Consider the following 23,098-nt stretch of genomic DNA (forward strand, 5'->3'; position numbering starts at 1 on the left):
GAAATTTAACCTAACGTATGAAGAAGCTATTGTTGTTATCTATAGCATTTGTTTTTTTACTCTCAAGTTGTGGGTCCAAAACAAAAGGAGAGCTGGTCGGAGCTCAAGGAAAAAAGTGGTATCCCGAAAAACCCTATGGTATGGAATTGATTCCTAGAGGAGCATTCATCATGGGTAAAAGTGAGGAGGATCAGGCTCAGACGCAAAACGCCCCGACAAAAACTGTAACTGTTCGATCTTTCTACATGGATGATACGGAAATTACGAATAGCGAATATCGCCAATTTGTAGAATGGGTAAAAGATTCCATCGCAAGAACAAATTTGGCAATACTGGCAGATGAACTGGGACTAGGTCCAGATGATGGCGGTATAGGCGAATATGCCTTTAAGGATGCCGATACCACAAAATTATCTGCTTACGATAAGTATATGCTAAACAACTATTCCGGCATGGGCGAAACGGGCTACGAAGGTAGGGCGTTGAACAAAAGGGTTGATTTGATATGGGATATATCCAGATATCCTGATGAATATTATACCGAGGTCATGGTAGATTCCATGTACTTGCCAGAAGAAGAATCTTATAATGGGCAACGTAATATAGATGTTACCAAATTGAAATACAAATACACCTGGATGGATATTGAAGCAGCAGCTCGTGCCAAAAAGGGAAGTAGAAAGGATTTCATAAAACAGGAAGAATTGGAAATATATCCCGATACCACGGTATGGATAAAAGATTTTTCATATTCCTATAATGAACCAATGCACAACGATTACTTCTGGCATGATGCCTATAGTGATTATCCTGTAGTGGGTGTTTCATGGCAACAGGCCCAGGCTTTTTGCAACTGGAGAACAAAATACAAGAACGACGATCAAAAAAGTAGAGGCAAGCAATTTGTCAATCGCTTTAGATTACCAACAGAAGCGGAATGGGAATATGCTGCTAGAGGAGGTATAGAAGGTGGAACATACCCATGGGGTGGTCCTTATGTAATCAGTGATACTGGTTGTTTTATGGCCAACTTTAAGCCACAGCGAGGGGATTATGCTGCCGATCAGGCCTTGTACACGGTAGAGGCAAAGGCCTATGAACCAAATGATTATAATCTATACAACATGGCTGGTAACGTTTCTGAATGGACGAATAGTAGTTATGACCCAAATTCATACGAATATGTGTCTACGATGAACCCAAATGCAGAATCGACCAACAATGCTAGAAAAGTTATAAGAGGTGGATCTTGGAAAGATGTTGCTTATTTCCTACAGGTAAGCACCAGAGATTACGAATACCAAGATTCTGCACGTAGTTACATCGGCTTTAGAACCGTACAGGATTACATGGGAGAGGAAGATTCTACCAATTAAAATATAAAATAAAGAAGACCTTTATATTAAATCAAACGTTAAACCAAATACTTATTATTAACATTACTTAATTAAATTTAAAATTATGGCACAGTCAAAATCAACTAAGAAATTATTTAACATGGCCTACGGCCTTGGTGCATCTGTAGTGATTATAGGAGCATTATTTAAGATCCTTCACTGGCAATTTGGCCCACTTACGGGAGGATTGTTATTGGCAATCGGACTTATTACCGAAGCATTAATTTTTGCTATTAGTGCATTTGAACCAGTAGATGACGAATACGATTGGTCATTGGTGTATCCAGAATTAGGTGGAGGTGCCGCTTCAGGAAAATCAAATTCCAACGCTGAAATGAAGGAAGCGGAATCATCTTTATCCAAAAAATTGGATGATTTGTTAAAAGAGGCTGGTGTAGATGCCAACCTTATGGAAAGTCTTGGATCTAGCATTAGAAACTTTGAAGGTGCTGCCAAGGGTATTGCTCCAACTGTTGATGCTATGGAGTCCACTAAAAAGTATTCTGATGAAATGGTACAAGCTGCCTCTCAAATGGAATCTTTGAACAGTCTTTATAAAGTTCAGTTGGAAAGCGCAAGCAGACAAGCGTCTATCAACGAGGAAGTGGTACAGAATTCAAGTGCCTTAAAAGATCAAATGGAATCTTTGGCAACCAACCTTTCTTCTTTGAACGGAGTATACGGTGGTATGTTATCTGCAATGACTAGAAACTAATTAGTTATAATTCAAATAACCAAACCCAAATCGATTAATAATTAAAACTAATTAGAAAAATGGCAGGAGGAAAAGCAACACCACGTCAGAAGATGATCAACCTAATGTACTTGATCTTCATCGCGATGCTGGCCTTAAATATGGGAAAAGAAGTTCTATCGGCTTTCGGTCTTATGAACGAAAAGTTAGAAGCTTCTAACTTAAAAACCACGGAAAACAATACTGCTTTCCTAAGTGGTCTTGAAACTAAAGCATCAGAAAATGCTGAGAAATTTGGTCCTCTTTTGGAAGATGCCAAGAAAATAAAGGAATTGTCCCTAGAGTATTACCAATACTTGGAAAACTTGAAAAAGGAGATGATGGTCGATGTTAAGGATCCAAAAGATTATCAAGTAATGGACAAGACCGATTATTTAGATCAACGTTTTTTTCAAGGAGACCAACTTGGAGCTGATGGTAAAGAATTCTTGGATCGCTTGGTAAATTATCGCACACAAATTTCTGCGGTTATGCCTCAAGAACTGGAGTCTGTAAAGTCTTCTGTTAAAAGTAGGTTCGAGACTGGTGATGAAAACGGTAAAGTTGAAAAAAGGGATGGTTCCAAACAAGATTGGTTGAACTATAACTTTGAAGGCTATCCTTTAGTAGCGTCATTGACTAAAATCACTTCGCTTCAGGCGGATATAAAAGCTACCGAAGAAGATGCATTAAAAGCTATGCTTCAAGGTCAGTTGAGCAGTGAGGTTTCCATGACCAATTATACTACCTTATTGGAGCAAGAAAAATCTGCATTTTATGCAGGTGAAAAGTTTGCCGGTAATATTGTATTGGGTCGTAAAGATGCCACAACAAAACCTAATGAAGTTAATTTGACCTTAGACGGAAGAAAGTTGAACGAAGGTTCGGATTATGTGATCGAGGACGGTAAAGTTAGATTAACGGTTAGTGCTGGAAGTGCTGGAGATCATAAAATAGCTGGTAATTTAGTATTTATGCAGGATGGGGAGCGTACAGAAGTGCCGGTATCCTCAACATTTGCAACTATTACAAAGCCTAATGCTGCTGTGATTTCAGCCGATAAAATGAATGTGGTTTATCGTGGGGTTTCCAACCCTATCACCATATCCATTCCTGGTATTCCTGATAACAATGTTTCTGCATCTGCTCCTGGACTTAGTAAGCAAAGTGGAAGTAAATATGCTATGAATCCTGGTACAGGAAGATCTGTTTCAATCACCGCCTCAGGTAAGTTGCCTGATGGTCAAATGATCAAAACTTCTTCTGAGTTCAGAATTAAGGATATTCCAAGACCTTCAGGTTCTGTGAGAGGAGAATCCGGAAGTGCTAAAATGGGAAAAAACAACCTAGAGATTTCTACAATAGGTGCGTTGTTGGAAGATTTTGATTTTGACCTTAACCTTGCGGTTAGCGGATTTAAATTTAAAGTTCCTGGACAGCCAACTGTAGATGTAAACGGTAACAAATTGGACGCTAGAGCCAAGTCTGCCCTTAAAAGAGCTAGCCGTGGAGATGCCGTTCAGATATTTGATATCGAAGCCTATATCACAAATAATAAAGGCTATAAGCTTAAAAAAGTATCTCCTGTTGTTGTGGAGATAACAAACTAGTAAAAATGTTGTGAAGGAGCCATGGTAAATGTTTGCCATGGCTAATTCACCAGTCTCCTGATAACGGGACTGAAGATTAAAAACAATAAATTTAAACTGATGAATTGGAAAAATGTTTTATTAATTGGAGTAGTGGTTCTTTTACCATTGTCTATTTCCGCCCAGGCAAATATTTTAAATGCCAAATTACCGGAAGAGATAGGTAAGAAGACACAGGCGCAGATCGAGAAAGATAACGATGCTCCTTTGCCCTATGCTTATGTGGATGATAGGGATATACTCTGGTCCAAGACCGTTTGGGAAGTCATCGACTTGGACGAGCGTGTTAATTTTCCACTGTATTATCCTTTGGATACAATTGATATTGGTCCTGATAGAAGGTCGTTGTACGATGTTTTGATCAAGAACATTAAAAATGGTAGACTGGAAGATGTATACGTGGATTCCTATTTTACCGAGAAAAGAAAGTTCAGTGATTTGGCTGCTACTTTGCAGAAAGTGGACACTACAGACTATGGTTACGAGCAGTATAACGCAGGAGAACCAATTTCCCCTGAATATATTAATCGCAGGAACCTTTCCGCTGCCGATTTGGAGGAGTACCTTGTTAAAGGAATCTGGTATTTCGACAAAAGACAGGGAGAGTTAAAATACCGATTGTTGGGTATTGCTCCCGTAGCTCCGGATGTTAACTTTATAGATGATGAGTCTATGGATTTGGCCGAAGCAAAAGTTCCGTTGTTCTGGGTATGGTACCCAAGTGCAAGACAAATATTACATGAGGCCAAAGTGTTTAACCAACGCAATTCCGCACAGCCTATTTCCTTTGATATGTTATTGAATGCCAGAAGATTCAATGCCACTATCTATAAGGAGGATAACGTGCATGGGGATCGTGAGGTTAAGGACTATATAGCCGATAATGCCTTGTTCCAATTATTGGAATCCAAACGAATTAAAGAGGTTATCCGAGATAGAGAGCAAGATATGTGGGCATACTAGCCTTAATAAAATTCCAATTCACATATAAATCAGAGCGCCACATCATATGATGTGGCGCTTTTCTTTTTGCACTATTTTACTGAAGATTTAAAATTCCTTCTCTACTTTTACACCATGGTAGACTATTTAATTGTGGGCCTGGGCTTGGCCGGCATCTCCTTTTGCGAAGTATTGGAAACGAATGAAAAGTCGTTTAAAGTGATCACGGATAGTTCCCAAACCTCCTCTGTGGTGGCGGGTGGGTTGTACAATCCGGTTACCCTTAAACGATTTACTTTGGCCTGGAACGCCAATGAGCAATTAGATCTTGCGATTCCCTTTTATAACGCGTTGGAAAAAAAATTAAATATCCAATTGGATTATAAAATTCCTATCCTTAGACGTTTTTCAAGTATAAATGAACAGAATCTATGGTTCGAGGCCTCAGACAAGCCTAACTTAAGTCGATTTATAGCTCCAAAAATACTGCCTAATGATAATCCTAACATTGATGCCCCTAATGGCTACGGGGAAGTATTACATACTGGCAGGATAGATACCTCCGTTTTGGTATCGCATTATAAGCGGTATCTAGAGAGTCAGAGTTTAATACTTCAGGAATCTTTTGATTTTGAAGCCCTAAAGCTACAGGATGGCTATTTGGAATACCGAGGATTAAAAGTTAAAAAGATAGTATTCGCTACAGGGTTTGGTATAAAAACCAATCCGTATTTCAATTATTTGCCACTCAACGGTACCAAAGGTGAATTGTTGACCATTAAGGCACCAGCCTTAAAAGAGGAGCGGGTTATTAAATCTTCTGTGTTCATTATTCCTTTGGGCGATGACCTTTATAGGGTGGGTGCCACCTATAAATGGAAGGATAAAAGCAATACTCCAACCGAGGAATGCAAACAGGAACTTCTGCAAAAGTTGGACACTTTTTTAAAATGTAATTATGAGGTCATAGACCACGTAGCCGGAATAAGGCCAACGGTAAGTGATAGGAAGCCGCTTGTAGGTAGACATCCCGAACATAAAAATATGTTTTTACTTAACGGTTTGGGATCCCGAGGGGTCATGATCGCCCCAATGGCTTCCAAGCAGCTTTTCAATTTCATAGAAAATAATACGGCTTTGGAACCTGAAATGGACCTATCCCGTTTTACCAAGAAACATTTTAAGAATTGACCTTTGCGGCCTTGGGGTCGTATTTTACGAAAAAATTAATCCAGATATTTCGTGATACCCGAATTATAAAGGGCATAAAGATTATCATAGTAACAATTATTGCAATAAAAGTATTTATCAACGTAGCTTTGAACATTACAAACGCAATTATGAAAGTGGCTACGGCAAATGCTACACCTACACCATAACTAACATACATAGCTCCATAAAAAAAAGAGGGTTCAATTTTATATTTGGTGCCACAATGCGAACAACGTTCGTTCATTTTAAAGATATTTCCAATATGATATGGATTTTTATCCTCATACATGCTCTCTTCGTGACATTTAGGACAAGTTCCTGTTAAAATGCTGTAGAGTTTGTTTCCTTTTTTTAACATTTGCAAAAAGTTTCTACAAAAGTACATTTTTGTAGATGTAATCAGTGTAACATTAGTCACCAAATATGCTTAATATCCATAACCTCTCCGTTTCCTTTGGAGGAGAATACTTGTTCGAAGAAATATCTTTCCGTTTAAATTCAGGAGACCGGGTTGGTCTTATTGGTAAAAACGGGGCAGGTAAATCTACTCTGTTGAAAATTTTATCAAAGGATATGCCCATAGATTCGGGAACTATAGCCTCTGAAAAAGATATTAAAATGGGGTTTTTACGTCAGGATATCGATTTTGAACTGGGTAGAACCGTGCTGGAAGAAGCCCATCAGGCATTTGAAGAGATAAAGGCATTGGAGCTTAGGTTGGACGAAATCAATCACCAGCTGGCAGAACGTACAGATTATGAAAGTGAAGGGTATAATCAATTGATTATAGATCTGAACGATGTAACCCACCATTATGAAATATTGGGCGGTTATAACTATCAGGGTGAAACCGAAAAAGTATTGTTGGGCCTTGGTTTTAAGCGTGAGGATTTTGACCGTAAAACTGAAACTTTTTCCGGAGGTTGGCGGATGAGGATAGAGTTGGCAAAGCTGTTGTTGCAGAGTAATGATGTGTTACTGTTGGATGAGCCTACAAACCATTTGGATATAGAATCCATTATTTGGTTGGAGAATTTTTTGAAAAATTATTCCGGGGGTGTAATGATCGTATCCCACGATAAAATGTTTTTGGATAATGTTACCAACCGAACCATTGAAATATCTTTAGGGAGGATCTATGACTACAATAAGCCTTATTCCAAATACTTGGTGCTGCGTAACGAAATAAAGGAACAGCAGTTAAATGCCCAAAAAAATCAGGAAAAAGAAATACAGCAAGCTGAAAGGTTGATTGAAAAATTTAGGGCCAAGTCCACAAAGGCTTCCATGGCACAGTCCCTGATCAAGAAGCTCGATAAAATGGAGCGGATAGAGGTTGATGAGGATGATAATAGTGTGATGAATTTGAGATTTCAAATTTCGGTCACTCCAGGCAAGGTGGTAACTGAAATTGAAGGTTTGGCCAAAAGTTATGGTGATAACCACGTTTTACAAGGGATTGATCTTTTAATTGAAAGGGATTCCAAGACTGCTTTTGTGGGGCAAAATGGACAGGGAAAATCTACTCTGGCCAAAATTATGGTGGGGGATTTGGATCATAAAGGGCATTTAAAACTGGGACATAATGTTCAGATAGGATACTTTGCACAAAATCAGGCGGAATATTTGGATGGTGAAAAAACCATTTTAGATACTATGATAGACGCTGCCAATGAGAAAAATAGGAGTAAGGTAAGGGATATTCTAGGGTCTTTTCTATTTCGGGGAGATGAGGTGGATAAATATGTAAAAGTACTTTCTGGTGGTGAGCGGAACAGATTGGCCCTTGCTAAAATGCTCCTACAGCCTTTTAATGTGTTGGTGATGGATGAACCTACAAACCACTTGGATATAAAATCTAAGAACGTACTAAAACAGGCCCTTCAGAATTTTGATGGAACTTTGATTTTGGTGAGTCACGATAGGGACTTTTTACAAGGACTTACCAATAAGGTCTATGAATTTAAAGATGGTAAAATTAAAGAATATCTTGGGGATATCGATTTCTATTTGGAACAGCGCAAAGTCGAGGATTTTCGGGCTATAGAAAAGAAACAAACAATAGTCCCGAAGAAAGAAAAATCCAAGGACAAACATGTCGATTTTGATGATCAAAAAAAGATAAAATCCCTTAAGAACAGACTCAGCTCAACGGAGAGCGATATATCCAAGTTGGAAAAGGAAATAGCAGGTATAGACCATGATCTGCTTATGAATTATGATGCAACCATTGCAAAATCCAATTTTTTCGACGCTTATCAGAAGAAAAAAAAGAACCTCGAAAATCTGATGAAAACTTGGGAAAATATCACCTTGGAGCTGGAAGAATTCTCTTTGTAGGACAAATAATATAAAGGGTCAAATTATTTTCACCACAACTTTTGGCACTTTCACAACAAAAATAGGGCTTTCATGTGTTTTTCATCGAATACTTTTGTTGTTTGTCGAACAATAATCTTATTTTGTAGGGTAATTCTTAATCCTTAGGTGGAAAATATGAGAAAAAGCATATTCATGTTATTTATGGTTGTTGTTGGGCAATTTCTGTCTGGACAGGTTTCTGCTCTGGAAAAAAATGCTTTGATAGACCTTTATAACAGTGCCAATGGGGATACCTGGACCAAAAGTTGGGACCTGAAAGCGCCTGTTTCTTCTTGGGAGGGTGTTAGTATTGAGAACAACAAGGTGGTTTCCATTAATCTAATGAATAACAATCTTAGGGGTAACTTACCAAATTCTATTGGCGACCTGGCTAATTTAAAGGTCTTGAATCTAGCCTTGAATAGGATAGGTGGGGATATTCCCGGAGGAATCACCAAATTGGAAAAATTGGTTGTGCTAAGGTTGGGTAAAAATAAGATTACCGGCGCAATTCCAGAAAACATTGGTAATCTGGAAAAGCTTGTGGTTTTGGATTTATTTTACAACAGCCTTTCCGGAGAATTGCCGGTTAGTATGGGAGATATTAAAAAGCTAAAGGTAGTATTGCTTTCCCATAACGAATTAATTGGCACTATTCCATTAACATTTGGAAAATTGAAATATTTGGAGCGGTTAGAGTTGGCCGATAATAATTTTAGTGGTGTAGTGCCGGAAAACCTGGATAATCTTACCCACTTGAAAATGCTGGTTTTGGCAGAAAATAATTTTAGGGGACATTTTCCAGAAGATATTCTAAACTTGCCTAATCTGGAATTGGTTCAACTTCAAAATAACAAATTTGGTAAACATCATTTCAATAGTGATGCTGCTAAAGATAGGTTGGCACTATTTGATTTTGATGGTAATAAGATTAGAGATTTTGATATTAATAAATTAAATAGCGAAAAGGATATTAGAACTGCTGAAACGCGTTTTGAGGATGGAGTTAATTAGAAAAAATATGGATATGTTACAACGAAAATTGCGTAATGCCGGATTTATGGCACTGCTTGTATTTTGTATGGTGTTTACTAGTATGGTCAACGCCATGGTTCCAAAAAGTGAGACAAATGTGCTTTTGGAACTTTACAAAAATATGCAAGGTGAAAAATGGAACACTACCTGGGATGTTAATGCCCCGGTCAACACGTGGCATGGTGTAACCGTGCAAAATGGCCATGTGGTAAAAATTAACCTTTTTAGGAACAACCTTGTGGGTAGTCTGCCTGCAAGTTTAGGAGATTTAAAACACTTGGTACATCTAAACCTGGCCTTCAACGCCATTAGTGGAGAGATACCAAAAAGTCTTGCCGGGCTTAGTAAATTAGAGGTTCTAAAATTGGAAATGAATAGATTGGAAGGCCAAATACCTTCTGAAATCGGAAATATGAAATCGCTGGTAAAGCTGTCAGCTTTTAATAATTTCTTGTCGGGGAAAATACCCGAAAGTCTTGGAAACATACAGACCTTAAAGGAACTGAATTTGTCGAGTAACAACCTTACGGGGCGCATACCAAATTCTTTGGGAGAACTTTCAAACCTGGAGAGTTTAGGACTTTTTGAGAATAAACTGTACGGTTCTATTCCAGGAGAATTAGGAAAATTGGGTCAATTGAAGGAGTTGGTTTTGGCCAACAACGAACTTGGTGGGGAAATTCCGAAAGAGTTTGGACAATTGTCCAGCCTTCAGATTCTTCAAATTCAGAACAACAATATATTCTCGTTCGATAATATGGACAATATGAATTCAAGTCAGTTTCTTGTTTTTGACTATGATAAGGTAGAAAAAGAAAATAAGTATAAAGATTTTGATGTCATTAAGACAAGAATGGCGGATACGAAGTTTGAGGACGAAATGGAAGAATAGTAAATGCTTAAAAATAAGTTGGTTTGGTTAAAGGGAATACAAATTGTATTCCCTTTTTTTTTGTAATTATGTTATTTTGGAACTTTAAGATACATTTAACAAAAGTCACTTAAACTTATAGATAGTTTTGCAATCAAACCAACTTACAGCCCTTTTATGAATTCTAGAAAAATTGTTTTATCTATTGTTGGGGTACTCCTCATAATAGGCTCCATTTTTGGTGCGAAATATATTATAAATAGTAAGTATACCCCAAAACCACGACCGCAAAAAGTGGTAAAAACGGTTATTGTTGAAACCGTCAAAAATGGTAATGTGCCCATTGTTGTTCCGGCTAACGGAAATCTTGTGGCCAAAAGAAGGGTGGAGCTCTATGCAGAGGTCCAAGGGGTGTTTAAACCAGGTAAAAAGTTATTTAAACCGGGACAGGAATATAGAGCTGGAGAAATTTTAATTCAAATTGATGCAGCAGAATATTATGCCAATGTCCAATCTTCAAAAAGTAATTTATACAATTTAATAACTTCTATCATGCCGGACCTTCGATTGGATTATCCGGAAATATTTAATAAATGGCAAACATATTTAGCCAATTTTGATATAAATAAAAGTGTCCCCATTCTTCCTGAAATGTCCACTGAAAAGGAGAAATATTTTATTTCCGGCCGTGGTATTTTAACCAATTACTATACTACAAAGAATTTGGAGCAACGTTTGGCCAAATATACCATTGCGGCACCTTTTAATGGAGTACTCACGGAGGCATTGGTCACGGAGGGTACCTTGGTTCGTTCTGGTCAAAAATTGGGCGAATTTATCAATACTAGCGATTATGAGCTTGAAGTTGCCATAAGTAAAACCTATAGCGATTTGCTCAATGTAGGTGAAGTGGTTGAGTTAAAAAGTATTGGCCAATCTAAAACTTATAAAGGTAAAGTTGCTAGGATCAATGGGCGGGTAGATTTAACCTCCCAAACCATAACGGCGTTTATAGAGGTCAAAGACCCGGACCTTAGGGAAGGCATGTACCTAGAGGCCAATCTTACCGCAAGGGAAGAAGTTGATGCTATTGAGGTAAACAGAAGTTTGTTGTTGGAGAACGACCAAATTTTTGTCGTTAGGGACTCCATATTGGATTTGATACCAGTTAATCCTGTCTATTTTTCGAATACAAAGGTAGTTCTCAAAGATGTCCCAGATGGACTTACAATTTTATCCAAACCGGTAATGGGAGCCTATTCCGGAATGTTGGTGAAAGTATTTAAAGACCAAGAAACCAACAATCAAGACTAATGAGGAATATTATAGCCTATTTTATTAAGTACCATGTAGCCGTAAATGTAATAATTGTGGCTTTCCTTGTTTTTGGTATCGTTGGGGCATTGTCATTAAAATCTTCATATTTTCCATTAACTGACTCGAAAAACATTACTATAAATGTTACCTATCCAGGAGCTTCTCCCCAAGAAGTGGAAGAGGGCATTGTCCTCAAGATAGAGGATAACTTAAAAGGATTGGAAGGGGTAGACAGGGTTACTTCCACTTCAAGGGAAAACAGTGGTATTATAAATGTAGAGATCGAAAAAGGCAGGGATATAGACTTTATGCTCCTGGAAGTTAAAAATGCGGTAGATAGGGTGCCTTCATTTCCAACGGGTATGGAGCCATTGGTGGTCTCCAAACTGGAGACTGTGAGGCAAACCATTAGTTTTGCTATAAGCGGTGAAAATATAAGTTTGTCGGCCTTAAAACAGATTGGCAGGCAGGTAGAGAATGATATAAGGGCCATGGAGGGTATCTCTCAAATCACTATTTCCGGGTACCCGGCAGAGGAGATAGAGATTGCCGTGAACGAAAATAGCCTTTTGGCCTATAATGTTTCCTTTGACGAGGTGGCGCAAGCTGTATCCAATGCAAATATTTTGGTTACCGGGGGTAATATTAAGACAGACGCAGAAGAATTTCTTATTAGGGCCAACAATAGGTCTTATTACGGTAGTGAGTTGTCCAATTTGGTAGTGAGGGCCAATTCTTCAGGAAAAACCATCCGTTTAAAAGATGTTGCCGAAATTCGGGACCGGTTTTCAGAAACTCCCAACACCACCTTTTTTAATGGGAACCTTGCTGTTAATATTTCTATAACGAGTACCAATACAGAGGATCTTTTGTCCTCATCGGAAATGGTCAAGGCTTATATTGAAGAATACAACCAGAAACACAACAATGTAAAATTGAGTGTTGTAAGCGATCAATCGGTCACATTGAACCAACGGACTCAACTCTTGACGGAAAATGCTGTAATGGGAATGATTCTGGTCCTGCTTTTTCTTTCCATTTTTCTTAATACACGCTTGGCATTTTGGGTGGCATTCGGATTGCCGGTGGCTTTTCTGGGAATGTTCGTCTTTGCCGGATTTTTTGATGTAACCATCAATGTTTTGTCTCTTTTTGGAATGATTATCGTTATCGGAATCTTGGTGGATGACGGTATAGTAATTGCCGAAAATATTTATCAGAACTACGAAAAAGGTAAACCCCCTATACAGGCAGCGGTTGACGGTGTTATGGAGGTGTTGCCTCCGATAATCTCAGCTATCATTACCACGATTTTGGCTTTTTCTATTTTCCTCTTCTTGGATAGTAGGATCGGTGAATTTTTTGGGGAGGTCTCCGTAATTGTTATTCTTACCTTGGTGGTTTCCTTGGTAGAGGCCCTTATTATATTACCGGCTCACTTGGCTCATTCAAAGGCACTTCAGCCCTTGGACAATAAACCCAAAAAAGGATTGGCAAAGATATTTGCGAAATTAAGGGTGATTAACGAGTGGGGCGATAGTTTTATGGTCTGGATGCGGGATAAGCTATATGGTCCCTTATTGCGATTTTCACTTCGTTATAAATTATTGATGTTTTCCATATTCGTAATGTTGTTGTTTTTGAGCTTCGGCTCCATTGGCGGTGGTATCATCAGAACAGCTTTTTTTCCTAGGGTGGCAAGTGATAGGGTATCTGTAGATTTATTAATGCCCAATGGGACGAATGAAAGGGTAACCGATTCAATTATCAGCTTGATAGAGGAAAAGGCAAAAATTGTTGACCAAGAGCTTACCGAGAAATATTTAAAGGGTACGGGCAAACAACTGTTTGAAAACATGATACGGAAAGTGGGCCCAGGCTCCTCTACAGCTTCCTTGGATATTAATCTCTTACCAGGGGAAGAACGTCCGGACGCAATACGATCTGATTTAATTACGAATAGGTTACAGGAATTGGTAGGTCCGGTTATAGGCGTGGAAAGCCTAATTTATGGTTCCGGAGGCAATTTTGGAGGTAGTCCTGTTTCTGTCTCCCTTCTGGGAAATAATATAGCAGAATTAAAAGCGGCAAAAAAAGAGCTGAAGTCTATCTTGGAGAACAATACGCTTCTAAAAGATGTGGCAGACAATGATCCTGCGGGAATCAAAGAAATACGGCTAGAGCTAAAGGAGAATGCCTATTTAATGGGATTGGATTTGAGAAGCGTTATGAATCAGGTTCGAGCTGGCTTTTTTGGAGCTCAAGCTCAACGCTTTCAGCGTGGTCAGGACGAAATCCGGGTGTGGGTCAGATATGATCGTGCCAACCGTTCTTCTATCAATGATCTGGACGATATGAGGATTACTACTCCCAATGGAAGTAAGGTGCCTTTAAAGGAAATTGCCAGCTACGTTATTGAGCGGGGCGATGTTGCCATCAACCATTTGGAAGGGCAACGTGAAATTCAGGTTTCTGCGGATATCAAGGATGACAAGACTACCAGTGCCACAGATATAATGAATGATATCAGGACGGTAATTATGCCGGATATCCATTCCAAATATCCAACGGTTACAGCATCGTACGAAGGGCAGAACAGGGAAACCGCTAAACTGTTTGGTTCGCTAAAATTTGTAGGTCTTACTGTTTTGATGTTGATATACATTACCATCGCCTTTACCTTCCGTAGCTTTAGTCAGCCCCTAATGTTAATTGTTTTAGTGCCTTTCAGTATTACTGCTGTTGCATGGGGCCATTGGATCCACGATTTCCCTATTAACGTTTTATCCATGTTGGGAATAATAGCCCTTATTGGAATAATGGTTAATGACGGTTTAGTACTTATTGGGAAATTTAATGGCAATCTAAGGGAGGGAATGAAGTTTGATGACGCTATTTACGAGGCTGGGAAATCTAGATTTAGAGCTATATTTTTAACCTCCATAACTACTATTGCAGGATTGGCTCCCTTACTAATGGAAAAAAGCCGTCAGGCCCAATTCCTTAAGCCTATGGCCATATCCATTGCTTACGGAATTGGCTATGCTACGGTACTGACCTTGTTGATGTTGCCACTGTTTCTGGCATTTAGCAATAAAATTAAGGTAGGATCCAAATGGTTGCTCACCGGTAAAAAAGTGACCAAAGAGGAGGTGGAAAGGGCTATAAAGGAACAAGAGGAGGAAAGTCATATGCAAAATTTTGAAAAACATGAGCAGAATGGTCAATCTACCGAAATTACAACATCGTTAGAAGATGAAATTGTAATATCTAACGAATTGGAAGACAATAAATAATGGGATATAGATATTTAATTACAGCCTTACTAATCGGTATTTGTGGGGGTTTAAGTGCACAAGAGAAATTATTGTCCAAGGATGCAGCAGTGTCGCTGGCCTTGGAAAACAATTTTGGCATTAAGGTTGCCAAGAATCAGTTGGCCATAGCCGACAATAATGCGGGAATCCTGAACTCTGGCTATTTGCCCAGGCTTACTGGAACGGCTGGAGCTACATATAACGATTTTAATAGTACCACAGAGTATCCGGGGCAATTTGAAAACAATGGAGATCCTAGGCAGGATTTGGAAATTAAAAATGCCGAGTCCCAGGGGTATAATGCAGCTCTTAGTTTAAACTATACCCTCTTTGATGGTATGGGCAGACTCTATAATTTTAAACGTTTAAAAGAGCAGTATCAGTTAACAGAGCTGCAAGCTAGGGAAACAATAGAAAATACCGTTCTGCAGTTATTTAGCGTGTATTACGAAATTGCTAGGTTGACCGAAAACGAGAATGTGTTGCGGCAAGCGCTGGAAATCTCCAAGGACAGAATTAAAAGAGCTGAGTATTCTTTTGAATATGGACAAAACACAAAACTGGACATCCTTAATGCACAGGTAGATGTAACCAACGACAGCATCAGTTTAATGAACGTTCAACAGAACTTAGCCAATACCAAGCGGGATTTAAATGTAGTGCTCAATCAAAATCTCAATGAAACCTTTGTAGTGGATACCTTAGTGAGTTTTATTCCGAAATTACAGTTGGAGGATTATGTTGCCCAATCAAAAGAAAACAATGTAGCCATACTCCAGACCGAACGGAATTTGGCTATAAACGAGTACGATGTTAAAGTGAACAGATCGGGTTATTTGCCAACCTTAGGTCTGACTGGTTCCTATGGATGGAATTTAAACCAAAGCGCGGCAACTTCATTTCTCCCTGGTCAAATTATACCTGGGAGTAATAGGAATAGTTTAAATTTGGCATTGGGGGCCAATCTTACTTGGAATTTATTTGACGGTGGCGGAACTACCGTGAGGGTGAAAAACGCAAAAATTGCCTATGAAAATCAAGAGTTATTCAAAGATCAGGTAACACTTGAGGTCGACCGGGATATTTTAAATGCCTTGGGAATCTATGAAAATAGGTTGCAGATATTTAAGATTCAGGAGCAGAATGTGGTAACCAATCAAAATAATTTTGAGCGTTCCAAGGAGCAATTTCAATTGGGGAGAATAACATCCATAGAATTTAGGCAGGCCCAAATAAACTTGCTAAACGCACAGACCAATAAGAATTTGGCCAAATACGACGCCAAGTTGGCGGAATTACAGCTATTACAATTAACAGGGCAGTTGTTATCGGAAGAATTCTAGTGGCATTGTTTCTCTTGTCCAATAGAAGGAAAACTAGCTTTTCACAGTTATATTGTTTAAGTACTTAAACTATTGATCCATGTTCGAACATTTCTTTCAATGTCCTTATTGTTGGGAAGAAATATCTATGTTATTGGACCCTTCCATAACGAGACAGACCTATGTGGAAGATTGCGAAGTTTGTTGTAATCCTATATCGGTTTCTCCGGTTTTTAATGATGGGGAGCTCATAGGGTTTGAAGCAATGGATATTGGCCAATAGGAATCAGCTATGTATCAATGAAAAAGAGCCTAAAAGCAATTGCTTTTAGGCTCTTTTTTTGTTAAGAGGGGTATTTGTCTGAATTTATTTCTTGAAATCCCCGGCATTTATCACTGTCCAATTTTTATAAGGTTTAATATACTTTAGGATAGCTTTGTTTACGTCGTTTACTGTCAAGTTTTTAACTTTTTCTTCCAAAGATTTTTGGAAGTCCATGGTACGGTCATAATAAATGTTATTGTTTATTAGGCCAGCAAGTTCGGCATCTTTGGCTCTGGAGACATTTTGCTCCTGGATCCAACCGTTTACGGCATTCTTCAATTCTTCCTCAGTAATACCATCTTTAATAAAACGATCCAATTCCTCCATAAATCCCTGTTGTACCTTGTTGTAATTTTCAGGTGCATAAATGGCATATATGTACATGGCCGAATTTTGGTCATCAGCATTGAAATCGGCTTGGAATCCAGCTCCTGCACCATAACTAACACCATCCTTCTGTCTCAACCTATCTGCAATCCTTGAATTTAAGAAACCCCCACCCAATATGGTAGCCGCCATATTCAATGCGGCATAATCCTCATCATCCTGACTAATTTTAATATTCATGTTTCCGAGGGTCATAGCATTTTTTTTGTCCGGGGTAAGAATGTCTTCGTTAACATCCCGAGAATCATGAAATGGGTCTTTAAGCCGCTCGTAGTCCTTTTTACTTTTGTAGTTTGCAAATTCTTTTTCCATATAGGTTTTTAACTGCATGGGTTGCATATCCCCTATACTCACCAAAATAGACTTGCCAAGGCCATAGAAATCTTTATGAAACTTCTTTATGTCTTCAATGTTTGTTGCTTTTATGGCAGCTTCTTCCTCTTCAACGGACATGGAGTATAAAGGGTGGCCTTTGGGAAAGGTGTTATTTATTTCCGACAATCTTTTGGAAGCCAAAAATTGCGGTTCTGTCTTATTACTTTCCAAATAAGCCAAGGACTCTGTTTTTAGTTTTTCCAACTCCGCCGCCTCAAAGGATGGGGTTTGTAGCATTTCGGTCATTAAGGCCAATGTGGCCATCAGGTTTTCTTCGGTAGAAACTACATTGGCATAAACATTACCGTTACTGGCTCTAAAGGATATGGAAGATTTTAATTTGCTCAATTCGTCCTCAATTTGTTGTCTTGTTTTCGTGAGAGTGCCCTTGTTCAGCATACTTGCAGTAAAGGACGGAACAACACCTTTGTCGGTCAAGGATTCGGCGTTGCCATTTCTAGTACTAAAACTAACCCTTACCGTTTTGCCTCGATTGCTTTTTTTAATAAGGCCATACTCAATTCCGTTGGAAAGCTTGCCATCATCCAATCTAGATTGAATGGCATCATAGGATACATCGAAGGCTTCACCCGTGCCCATATCTTCTTTTCCTTTGTATTCGGCCACCAGGGCATCTAGATTTTGTGTATGTTCTATCTCTGCTCTTTCAGGATTCTTGGTAGGATTAAATCTGCCAACGGTTCTATTGGTTTTGATCAAGTATTTCTTGGCCACCTCATTTACCTTTTCCAGATTAGTGTTTTCAATTCTATCCCGTTGTATAAATGCCAATCGCCAATCGCCTGCACCGATAAATTCGCTCATATAAGTCCCGAGATAGGACGAATTTCTAAATATTTGATCTGTTTGTTTTAAAAGATTGGCCTTGGCACGATCTAATTCATCTTGTGTGATGGGGGTAGTTTTTAAAGCGTCCAAAGTTTCTTTAAGAATTTTTTCAGCTTCGTCAGCATTCTTATCGGATGGCACATCTACATTTATATATAAAAAACCTGGCTCTTTGGTGAAAGGCGAAAAAGACCATATGGAAGAAGCCTTATTGGTTTCGATCAGTGCTTTGTAGAGTCTGCCCGAAGGTTCATCCGCTAAGGCATTTTCTATTATGGATATGGCAGCATAATCCTCATGGGATCCAGCTGGGGTATGGTACATGGCAGCTACGATCTGCAGATCGCCAACACGGTTGAGATGTACGGTCTTTTCTCCATCCTGTGCGGGCTCTTCGGTGTAGGAATCCCTTATTGGAGTTGAGGGTTTCTCAATTTTACCAAACTTCTTTTCTATCAGAGCCAATGTTTTGCTTTCGTCGAATTTGCCGGTGACCATAAGAATGGCATTGTCCGGACGGTAGAATTTTTTATAAAAAGCCTTAAGGTTTTCAATTGGAACACGTTCAATGTCGGACCTGTTTCCAATGGTGCTATTACCGTAGTTATGCCATAGATAAGCTGCATTGATCACCTTCTGCATAAGAACCCTTGAGGGATCGTTTTCCCCACTTTCAAATTCATTGCGAACTACACTGAATTCCGAATCCAGATCTTTTTTGGCAATATAGGAATTCACCATTCGATCGGCTTCCAAATCCAAAGCCCAATCCAGGTTTTCATCGGTTTCATTGAAGGTTTCAAAATAGTTGGTTCTATCGAACCAAGTTGTGCCATTTGGTCTGGCTCCATGGGAGCTTAACTCTTTAGGGATGTCCGGATGGTTGGGAGTGCCTTTAAAAACCATGTGTTCCAATAAATGGGCCATTCCTTTTTCTCCGTAACCTTCATGTCTGGATCCTACCAGATAGGTGATGTTAACGGTTATGGTCTGTGAAGAATTGTCAGGGAATAGGAGCACTTTAAGCCCATTGTCCATTCTATATTCGGTTATTCCTTCTACAGAAGCAACTTTCTTTAGTTGTCCATAGGATATACTGCTAATGATTAATCCGATCCAAATAAGCGATAAGATTTTTGTTTTCATGGAAGTGTTGTTTAATGTTGTTCAATAATACAAAAATTACAGGGTGTTTTAGGAGTTGAAACCTTAGAAATTTTGAGTTTTGGAGTTATAAATAAGACTTTGGGATGGCTCTTTTAAAAAATAGTAATATTTTTATGCAATCAACCTAAACTGACTTTTTCAATGCTTAGAATTGCCTCCAGAGTATTTAATTTTCTCCTAGTTGCCTTATTGCTAATTTCCTTGGAATCCTGTAAAACAGGAAAATCGGTTGCCCCTGAGCCCGATAAAAAAATGCATACTGCAGAAATATTTACAGAAAATATTCCGGTCACAGATATTTCATTTGAAATGGTGCTGATTCCCGAAGGAAAATTTACGATGGGAAGTCCAGAGGGCCAGGTCAACAGAAAGGCCGATGAAGGCCCTGTGAAGGATGTTGAACTGGACGCCTTTTATATGGGCAAGTATGAGCTTGGCTGGGAGGTTTTTGAATTGTTCTTTAAACAAAACAAAGAATTGTTCCAGACATTGGACGCCGATAGGTTAAATAATATAGATGCCATTACGAGGCCTAGTCCTCCTTATGAGGACCCTTCCTATGGAATGGGAAAGGTTGGGTATCCGGCAATAAGTATGTCCACCTATTCCGCTCTGGTATTTTGTAAATGGTTAAGTACCGTTACAGGTAGGTTTTATAGATTGCCAACCGAGGCGGAATGGGAATATGCCGCCAAGGCAGGGACCAATACCGCCTATTCGTTTGGTGATGATGTAACAAAATTGGATGAATATGCAGTGTATTATAAAAACTCCAATAATCAGTATGCCAAAGTCGGTAGTAAATTGCCGAATCCTTGGGGATTATATGATATGCACGGTAATGTCTCCGAGTGGACTTTGGATGAGTATAAGGAAAATGCATTTGCTGTTACCGAATCCAAGAACCCTTGGGTAAAACCAACGGTAATTCATCCGCGAGTGATCAAGGGTGGGTCATGGGATGATGATGCAAAGACACTGAGGTCTTCAGCGAGAATCGCATCCAGCTTAAAATTGCAAAAGAGAGATCCACAGATTCCAAAAAGCTTTTGGTGGAACACCGATTCCAATTTTATTGGATTTAGACTGGTGAGTCCAATAGTGCAACCATCTAAAGAGGAACAAAAACAGTTTTGGCAGACCGTATTGGATGAGTAGGTAGACCCCAATAAAAACACTTAGTAATTAGAACAATAAATTTAACAGATGAAAAATAGACTGTCCTTAATAGCATTATTATTCCTCGTTTTTGCTGGCTATGCACAAGAAACATACACCTTGGCCAAGGAAAGTGTCCTAAAAATAAATGGTAGTTCTACAATTCATGATTGGACAGTGATAGCCAATTCAATGAAGGGATCTATGAAAATGGATGCTGGGGTACTTAAAAATTTGAATTTTCAGGTAGAAGTGGCCGAGATAAATAGTGAACGGGGTGCGGCTATGGACAAGAAAATGCATGCTGCCCTAAAGGTGGAGGAACATCCTGAAGTATCCTTTAAATTCAAAGAAATAAAGAAGGACGGAAGCGCGGAAAATTCATTTCATATTATGGGCATGCTCAATATCGCTGGAGCAGAAAAAGAAGTAGACATTACATCGGAATTCCAAGAAGTAGGTGGGAAGTATGTTTTTAAGGGCAGCAAGGAAATAAAGTTGCAAGATTTTAATATGGAACCGCCCACGGCAATGTTCGGCCAGATTATTGTAGGCGATAATGTCACTATCCATTTTGATCTGGTTTTTGCCAAGGGATAGGACTGCGATAGGTTGCTTTGGCTGTTTTATATGGACGGTAAGGTGAATTATTAATAATTGTTGGCTACCGTTATTTCTTTAACTGTTCTTCCCGGAAACTTCCTGGAGTTTTCCCAGTATGATTCTTGAATATTCTTGTAAAATAGGACGGATTCTCCAATCCCACCTTTTCCGCAATTTGGACTTGCAACAAAAAAGTGGATAATTAGATAAGAGTCATGCTGCTGTTTTTTGATTATACATTTCCAATTCAAATTCCTCTATGGTTTTATACCCCAAAGTGGAGTGCATCCTTCTTCTGTTGTACCAAGTTTCTATCCATTGAAAAACAGATAGCTCGGCTTCCGATTTAAGGCCATAGCTATGTTTATAGACCCATTCTACCTTTAAGCTCTTAAAAAATGATTCAGCCACTGCATTGTCCCAACAATTACCTTTTCTGCTCATACTTTGTTTTATAAGGCCGTTGTGATTTTTCAGCATATCGGTAAATCCATGACTGGCATATTGTGATCCCCTACCGGAATGAAATATCAGTTCTTTAGTAATGTCATTTGATCTGACGGCCATATTCCAAGCAGGTATTATTGTATCGTCCGTACTTAAGGTTTCGCCCATCGACCACCCCACGACCTTCCGGTGGAACAGATTGATGATTACAGTCAGATACACCCATCCCTGTTTAGTTTCTATATAGGTAATATCGGACACCCAGGCCTGATTCTTTCTAAAGACCGTAAAGTTCTGGTTCAAAATATTGCGGGCCACTGGATAGTTGTGTTCGCTGTCCGTTGTAATCTTGAACCTGCGCTTTCTTCTGGCAAACAGATTATTGGCCATCATTATCCTGGAGACTCTTGGTCTGGAAACTCGATATCCCTTTTTTGAGAGCTCATCTTTAATCCTTGGTGCCCCATAACTCCCAAAACTATCTTTGAAAACATCATGGATGAGTGATGTTATGGCCTGGTTTTCGGACCAGCGTTTGGTCGGCCCCCTGACCAGCCAATGATAATACCCACTTTTACTTACCTTGAACATTTTGCACATCTTCCCAACCGGAAATTTAAACTTATGGTTTTTTATAAACCTATATTTTTCCTGTCGCCCTAGGAGAACCTGCCCGTCCGGTCCAGACGGGGATGGCTATCGCCTTTTTTAGGATATCACGTTCCAATTCGGCATCCCTTAACCTTTTCTTCAACTCGGCGATTTCACGTTGCTCGTCCGTCAGTTTCGGGTTTCCCTTTCCAGGAAAACTATTCTTGCCATAGGTGTCCTATTTCTCTACGCCAGCGGCACAACACCGATGTAGGGATGTCCAATTCCCTGCATATCTCGACAACGCTACCAAGTGCGTAACTAAGTTCCACGGCTTTTTCTTTAAACTCTACAGTGTAATTTCTTTTTTCTCTTGACATGTTTTAAAGTTAATTTAAACAGCCAACATGCTCTTAACTTTGTGTCCAGTTAAATATAGTAAGTCCAATTCCAAGAATGGCAGCAAATTGGATATGATGCTGGAAAAGCTTCTGCCTATTAAGAATAATATTATGTGGCTTTCCCTTAAGGACAACAATGTCCAGGACAAGCATTTAAAAACCATCGGCAAATTCGTTAACCTTCAAAAACTGGAGATTGAAAAAAATCCGATTACCGATATGGGCATTGTTGAAATATTGGCTAACCAGAGCCTTACGGCACTCAATTTAGATCAAACAAAAATTACGGCATTGAGCTTTGAGAACTTTGTCAAAATGCAGGGATTGGAACGAGTGTATGCCTGGGGAACGGCCATAACTCAGGAGGAAGTAGGCCGATTTGCGGTAACTGAAAATAGTCCTGCACTAGTGTTAGGAATGTGAATGTGGATCGGTGTCTAAGATCGAGAATGTATATTATTAAATAATGGGCAGTTTGTGGCGTTAATTATGAAAAATTTACGCCTTTAATTCGAAATATGTTGCTATTTTAGTATAAATAATATCATATATGTAAATTAAGGAGTGGTATCTCCTCATAGGAGAGCACAGGATTATGTAGTTCTTCCCTCCTAGAAATTTAATAAATGAAAATTTGTT

18 protein-coding genes and 1 pseudogene are annotated in these 23,098 nt (G+C 39.1%); 15 read left to right on the forward strand and 4 right to left on the reverse strand.

All coding sequences use genetic code 11. From position 1 onward, the window contains the following. Nucleotides 1–17: 17 nt before the first annotated feature. From gldK to MWU78_RS12330, 5 genes are all read left to right on the forward strand, one after another. Nucleotides 18–1,376: a gliding motility lipoprotein GldK gene (gene gldK / locus MWU78_RS12310; RefSeq protein ID WP_246998123.1), complete on the forward strand. Its 1,359-nt coding sequence runs from the start codon at nt 18–20 to the stop codon at nt 1,374–1,376. Between the two features lie 85 nt (nt 1,377–1,461). Next, nucleotides 1,462–2,112 carry a gliding motility protein GldL gene (gene gldL, locus MWU78_RS12315; protein ID WP_246998126.1) on the forward strand — a complete coding sequence of 217 codons (651 nt, stop codon included), beginning with the start codon at nt 1,462–1,464 and terminating at the stop codon, nt 2,110–2,112. Nucleotides 2,113–2,171: 59 nt separating this feature from the next. Beyond that, nucleotides 2,172–3,740 (forward strand): gliding motility protein GldM, encoded by a 1,569-nt coding sequence (gene gldM, locus MWU78_RS12320; RefSeq protein ID WP_246998128.1) that lies wholly within the window; start codon nt 2,172–2,174, stop codon nt 3,738–3,740. A gap of 99 nt (nt 3,741–3,839) precedes the next feature. Then, entirely contained in the window at nt 3,840–4,742 is a 903-nt protein-coding gene (gldN, locus tag MWU78_RS12325) for a gliding motility protein GldN (RefSeq protein ID WP_246998130.1), read from the forward strand. A gap of 114 nt (nt 4,743–4,856) precedes the next feature. Further along, nucleotides 4,857–5,912 (forward strand): FAD-dependent oxidoreductase, encoded by a 1,056-nt coding sequence (locus MWU78_RS12330; RefSeq protein WP_246998132.1) that lies wholly within the window; start codon nt 4,857–4,859, stop codon nt 5,910–5,912. Here the strand turns inward: MWU78_RS12330 and MWU78_RS12335 are convergent. Then, a complete protein-coding gene (locus tag MWU78_RS12335; RefSeq protein WP_246998134.1) occupies nt 5,902–6,291 on the reverse strand; it encodes a DUF983 domain-containing protein in 390 nt (129 codons plus the stop codon). The two genes, MWU78_RS12330 and MWU78_RS12335, sit on opposite strands and share 11 nt — an antisense overlap. 65 nt (nt 6,292–6,356) lie before the next feature. Here MWU78_RS12335 and MWU78_RS12340 point away from each other — a divergent pair, with 65 nt between their 5' ends. From MWU78_RS12340 to MWU78_RS12370, 7 genes are all read left to right on the forward strand, one after another. Next, nucleotides 6,357–8,273: an ABC-F family ATP-binding cassette domain-containing protein gene (locus tag MWU78_RS12340; protein WP_246998137.1), complete on the forward strand. Its 1,917-nt coding sequence runs from the start codon at nt 6,357–6,359 to the stop codon at nt 8,271–8,273. Between the two features lie 156 nt (nt 8,274–8,429). Further along, a complete protein-coding gene (locus MWU78_RS12345; protein WP_246998139.1) occupies nt 8,430–9,308 on the forward strand; it encodes a hypothetical protein in 879 nt (292 codons plus the stop codon). 13 nt (nt 9,309–9,321) lie between these two features. Continuing rightward, a complete protein-coding gene (locus tag MWU78_RS12350) occupies nt 9,322–10,221 on the forward strand; it encodes a hypothetical protein (RefSeq protein WP_246998141.1) in 900 nt (299 codons plus the stop codon). A 156-nt stretch (nt 10,222–10,377) separates the two neighbouring features. After that, nucleotides 10,378–11,514: an efflux RND transporter periplasmic adaptor subunit gene (locus MWU78_RS12355; RefSeq protein ID WP_246998143.1), complete on the forward strand. Its 1,137-nt coding sequence runs from the start codon at nt 10,378–10,380 to the stop codon at nt 11,512–11,514. Further along, a complete protein-coding gene (locus MWU78_RS12360) occupies nt 11,514–14,813 on the forward strand; it encodes an efflux RND transporter permease subunit (RefSeq protein WP_246998145.1) in 3,300 nt (1,099 codons plus the stop codon). Before MWU78_RS12355 ends, MWU78_RS12360 begins: the two co-directional genes overlap by 1 nt. Further along, complete coding sequence (locus tag MWU78_RS12365; RefSeq protein ID WP_246998148.1) at nt 14,813–16,177, forward strand: TolC family protein; 1,365 nt, start codon at nt 14,813–14,815, stop codon at nt 16,175–16,177. The genes MWU78_RS12360 and MWU78_RS12365 overlap by 1 nt, the downstream gene beginning before the upstream one ends. A gap of 79 nt (nt 16,178–16,256) precedes the next feature. After that, nucleotides 16,257–16,439: a CPXCG motif-containing cysteine-rich protein gene (locus MWU78_RS12370; protein ID WP_246998150.1), complete on the forward strand. Its 183-nt coding sequence runs from the start codon at nt 16,257–16,259 to the stop codon at nt 16,437–16,439. Between the two features lie 84 nt (nt 16,440–16,523). On the opposite strand, the gene MWU78_RS12375 is transcribed toward MWU78_RS12370, so the two are convergent. Further along, on the reverse strand, nt 16,524–19,238 hold the full coding sequence (locus MWU78_RS12375; RefSeq protein ID WP_246998152.1) for a pitrilysin family protein: 2,715 nt from the start codon (nt 19,236–19,238) through the stop codon (nt 16,524–16,526). Between the two features lie 162 nt (nt 19,239–19,400). Here MWU78_RS12375 and MWU78_RS12380 point away from each other — a divergent pair, with 162 nt between their 5' ends. Further along, the gene (locus MWU78_RS12380) at nt 19,401–20,417 is read left to right on the forward strand and encodes an SUMF1/EgtB/PvdO family nonheme iron enzyme (protein ID WP_246998154.1); all 1,017 of its coding nucleotides are present in this window, start codon (nt 19,401–19,403) and stop codon (nt 20,415–20,417) included. Nucleotides 20,418–20,465: 48 nt separating this feature from the next. Further along, complete coding sequence (locus MWU78_RS12385) at nt 20,466–21,017, forward strand: YceI family protein (RefSeq protein WP_246998156.1); 552 nt, start codon at nt 20,466–20,468, stop codon at nt 21,015–21,017. 70 nt (nt 21,018–21,087) lie between these two features. Here MWU78_RS12385 and MWU78_RS12390 read toward each other — a convergent pair whose 3' ends face one another. After that, the gene (locus tag MWU78_RS12390) at nt 21,088–21,210 is read right to left on the reverse strand and encodes an AraC family transcriptional regulator (RefSeq protein WP_348647085.1); all 123 of its coding nucleotides are present in this window, start codon (nt 21,208–21,210) and stop codon (nt 21,088–21,090) included. 23 nt (nt 21,211–21,233) lie between these two features. Then, nucleotides 21,234–22,438: pseudogene (locus tag MWU78_RS12395) on the reverse strand (IS3 family transposase). 27 nt (nt 22,439–22,465) lie between these two features. Here MWU78_RS12395 and MWU78_RS12400 point away from each other — a divergent pair. Continuing rightward, complete coding sequence (locus tag MWU78_RS12400) at nt 22,466–22,882, forward strand: hypothetical protein (protein WP_246998158.1); 417 nt, start codon at nt 22,466–22,468, stop codon at nt 22,880–22,882. The last annotated feature ends 216 nt before the right edge of the window (nt 22,883–23,098 follow it).

Origin of the sequence: Arenibacter sp. F26102 (assembly GCF_023015865.1) — a bacterium.
In the GTDB taxonomy this organism is placed as follows: domain Bacteria; phylum Bacteroidota; class Bacteroidia; order Flavobacteriales; family Flavobacteriaceae; genus Arenibacter.

Bases quoted from the DNA above. Each gene is read 5' to 3' on its own strand.
- MWU78_RS12375 (WP_246998152.1), bottom strand. From the start codon at position 19,238: ATGAAAACAAAAATCTTATCGCTTATTTGGATCGGATTAATCATTAGC.
- MWU78_RS12360 (WP_246998145.1), top strand. From the start codon at position 11,514: ATGAGGAATATTATAGCCTATTTTATTAAGTACCATGTAGCCGTAAAT.
- MWU78_RS12350 (WP_246998141.1), top strand. From the start codon at position 9,322: ATGTTACAACGAAAATTGCGTAATGCCGGATTTATGGCACTGCTTGTA.
- gldL (WP_246998126.1), top strand. From the start codon at position 1,462: ATGGCACAGTCAAAATCAACTAAGAAATTATTTAACATGGCCTACGGC.
- MWU78_RS12345 (WP_246998139.1), top strand. From the start codon at position 8,430: ATGAGAAAAAGCATATTCATGTTATTTATGGTTGTTGTTGGGCAATTT.
- MWU78_RS12400 (WP_246998158.1), top strand. From the start codon at position 22,466: ATGCTCTTAACTTTGTGTCCAGTTAAATATAGTAAGTCCAATTCCAAG.
- MWU78_RS12330 (WP_246998132.1), top strand. From the start codon at position 4,857: ATGGTAGACTATTTAATTGTGGGCCTGGGCTTGGCCGGCATCTCCTTT.
- MWU78_RS12365 (WP_246998148.1), top strand. From the start codon at position 14,813: ATGGGATATAGATATTTAATTACAGCCTTACTAATCGGTATTTGTGGG.
- MWU78_RS12385 (WP_246998156.1), top strand. From the start codon at position 20,466: ATGAAAAATAGACTGTCCTTAATAGCATTATTATTCCTCGTTTTTGCT.
- MWU78_RS12340 (WP_246998137.1), top strand. From the start codon at position 6,357: ATGCTTAATATCCATAACCTCTCCGTTTCCTTTGGAGGAGAATACTTG.
- gldM (WP_246998128.1), top strand. From the start codon at position 2,172: ATGGCAGGAGGAAAAGCAACACCACGTCAGAAGATGATCAACCTAATG.
- gldK (WP_246998123.1), top strand. From the start codon at position 18: ATGAAGAAGCTATTGTTGTTATCTATAGCATTTGTTTTTTTACTCTCA.
- MWU78_RS12380 (WP_246998154.1), top strand. From the start codon at position 19,401: ATGCTTAGAATTGCCTCCAGAGTATTTAATTTTCTCCTAGTTGCCTTA.
- MWU78_RS12370 (WP_246998150.1), top strand. From the start codon at position 16,257: ATGTTCGAACATTTCTTTCAATGTCCTTATTGTTGGGAAGAAATATCT.
- MWU78_RS12355 (WP_246998143.1), top strand. From the start codon at position 10,378: ATGAATTCTAGAAAAATTGTTTTATCTATTGTTGGGGTACTCCTCATA.
- gldN (WP_246998130.1), top strand. From the start codon at position 3,840: ATGAATTGGAAAAATGTTTTATTAATTGGAGTAGTGGTTCTTTTACCA.
- MWU78_RS12335 (WP_246998134.1), bottom strand. From the start codon at position 6,291: ATGTTAAAAAAAGGAAACAAACTCTACAGCATTTTAACAGGAACTTGT.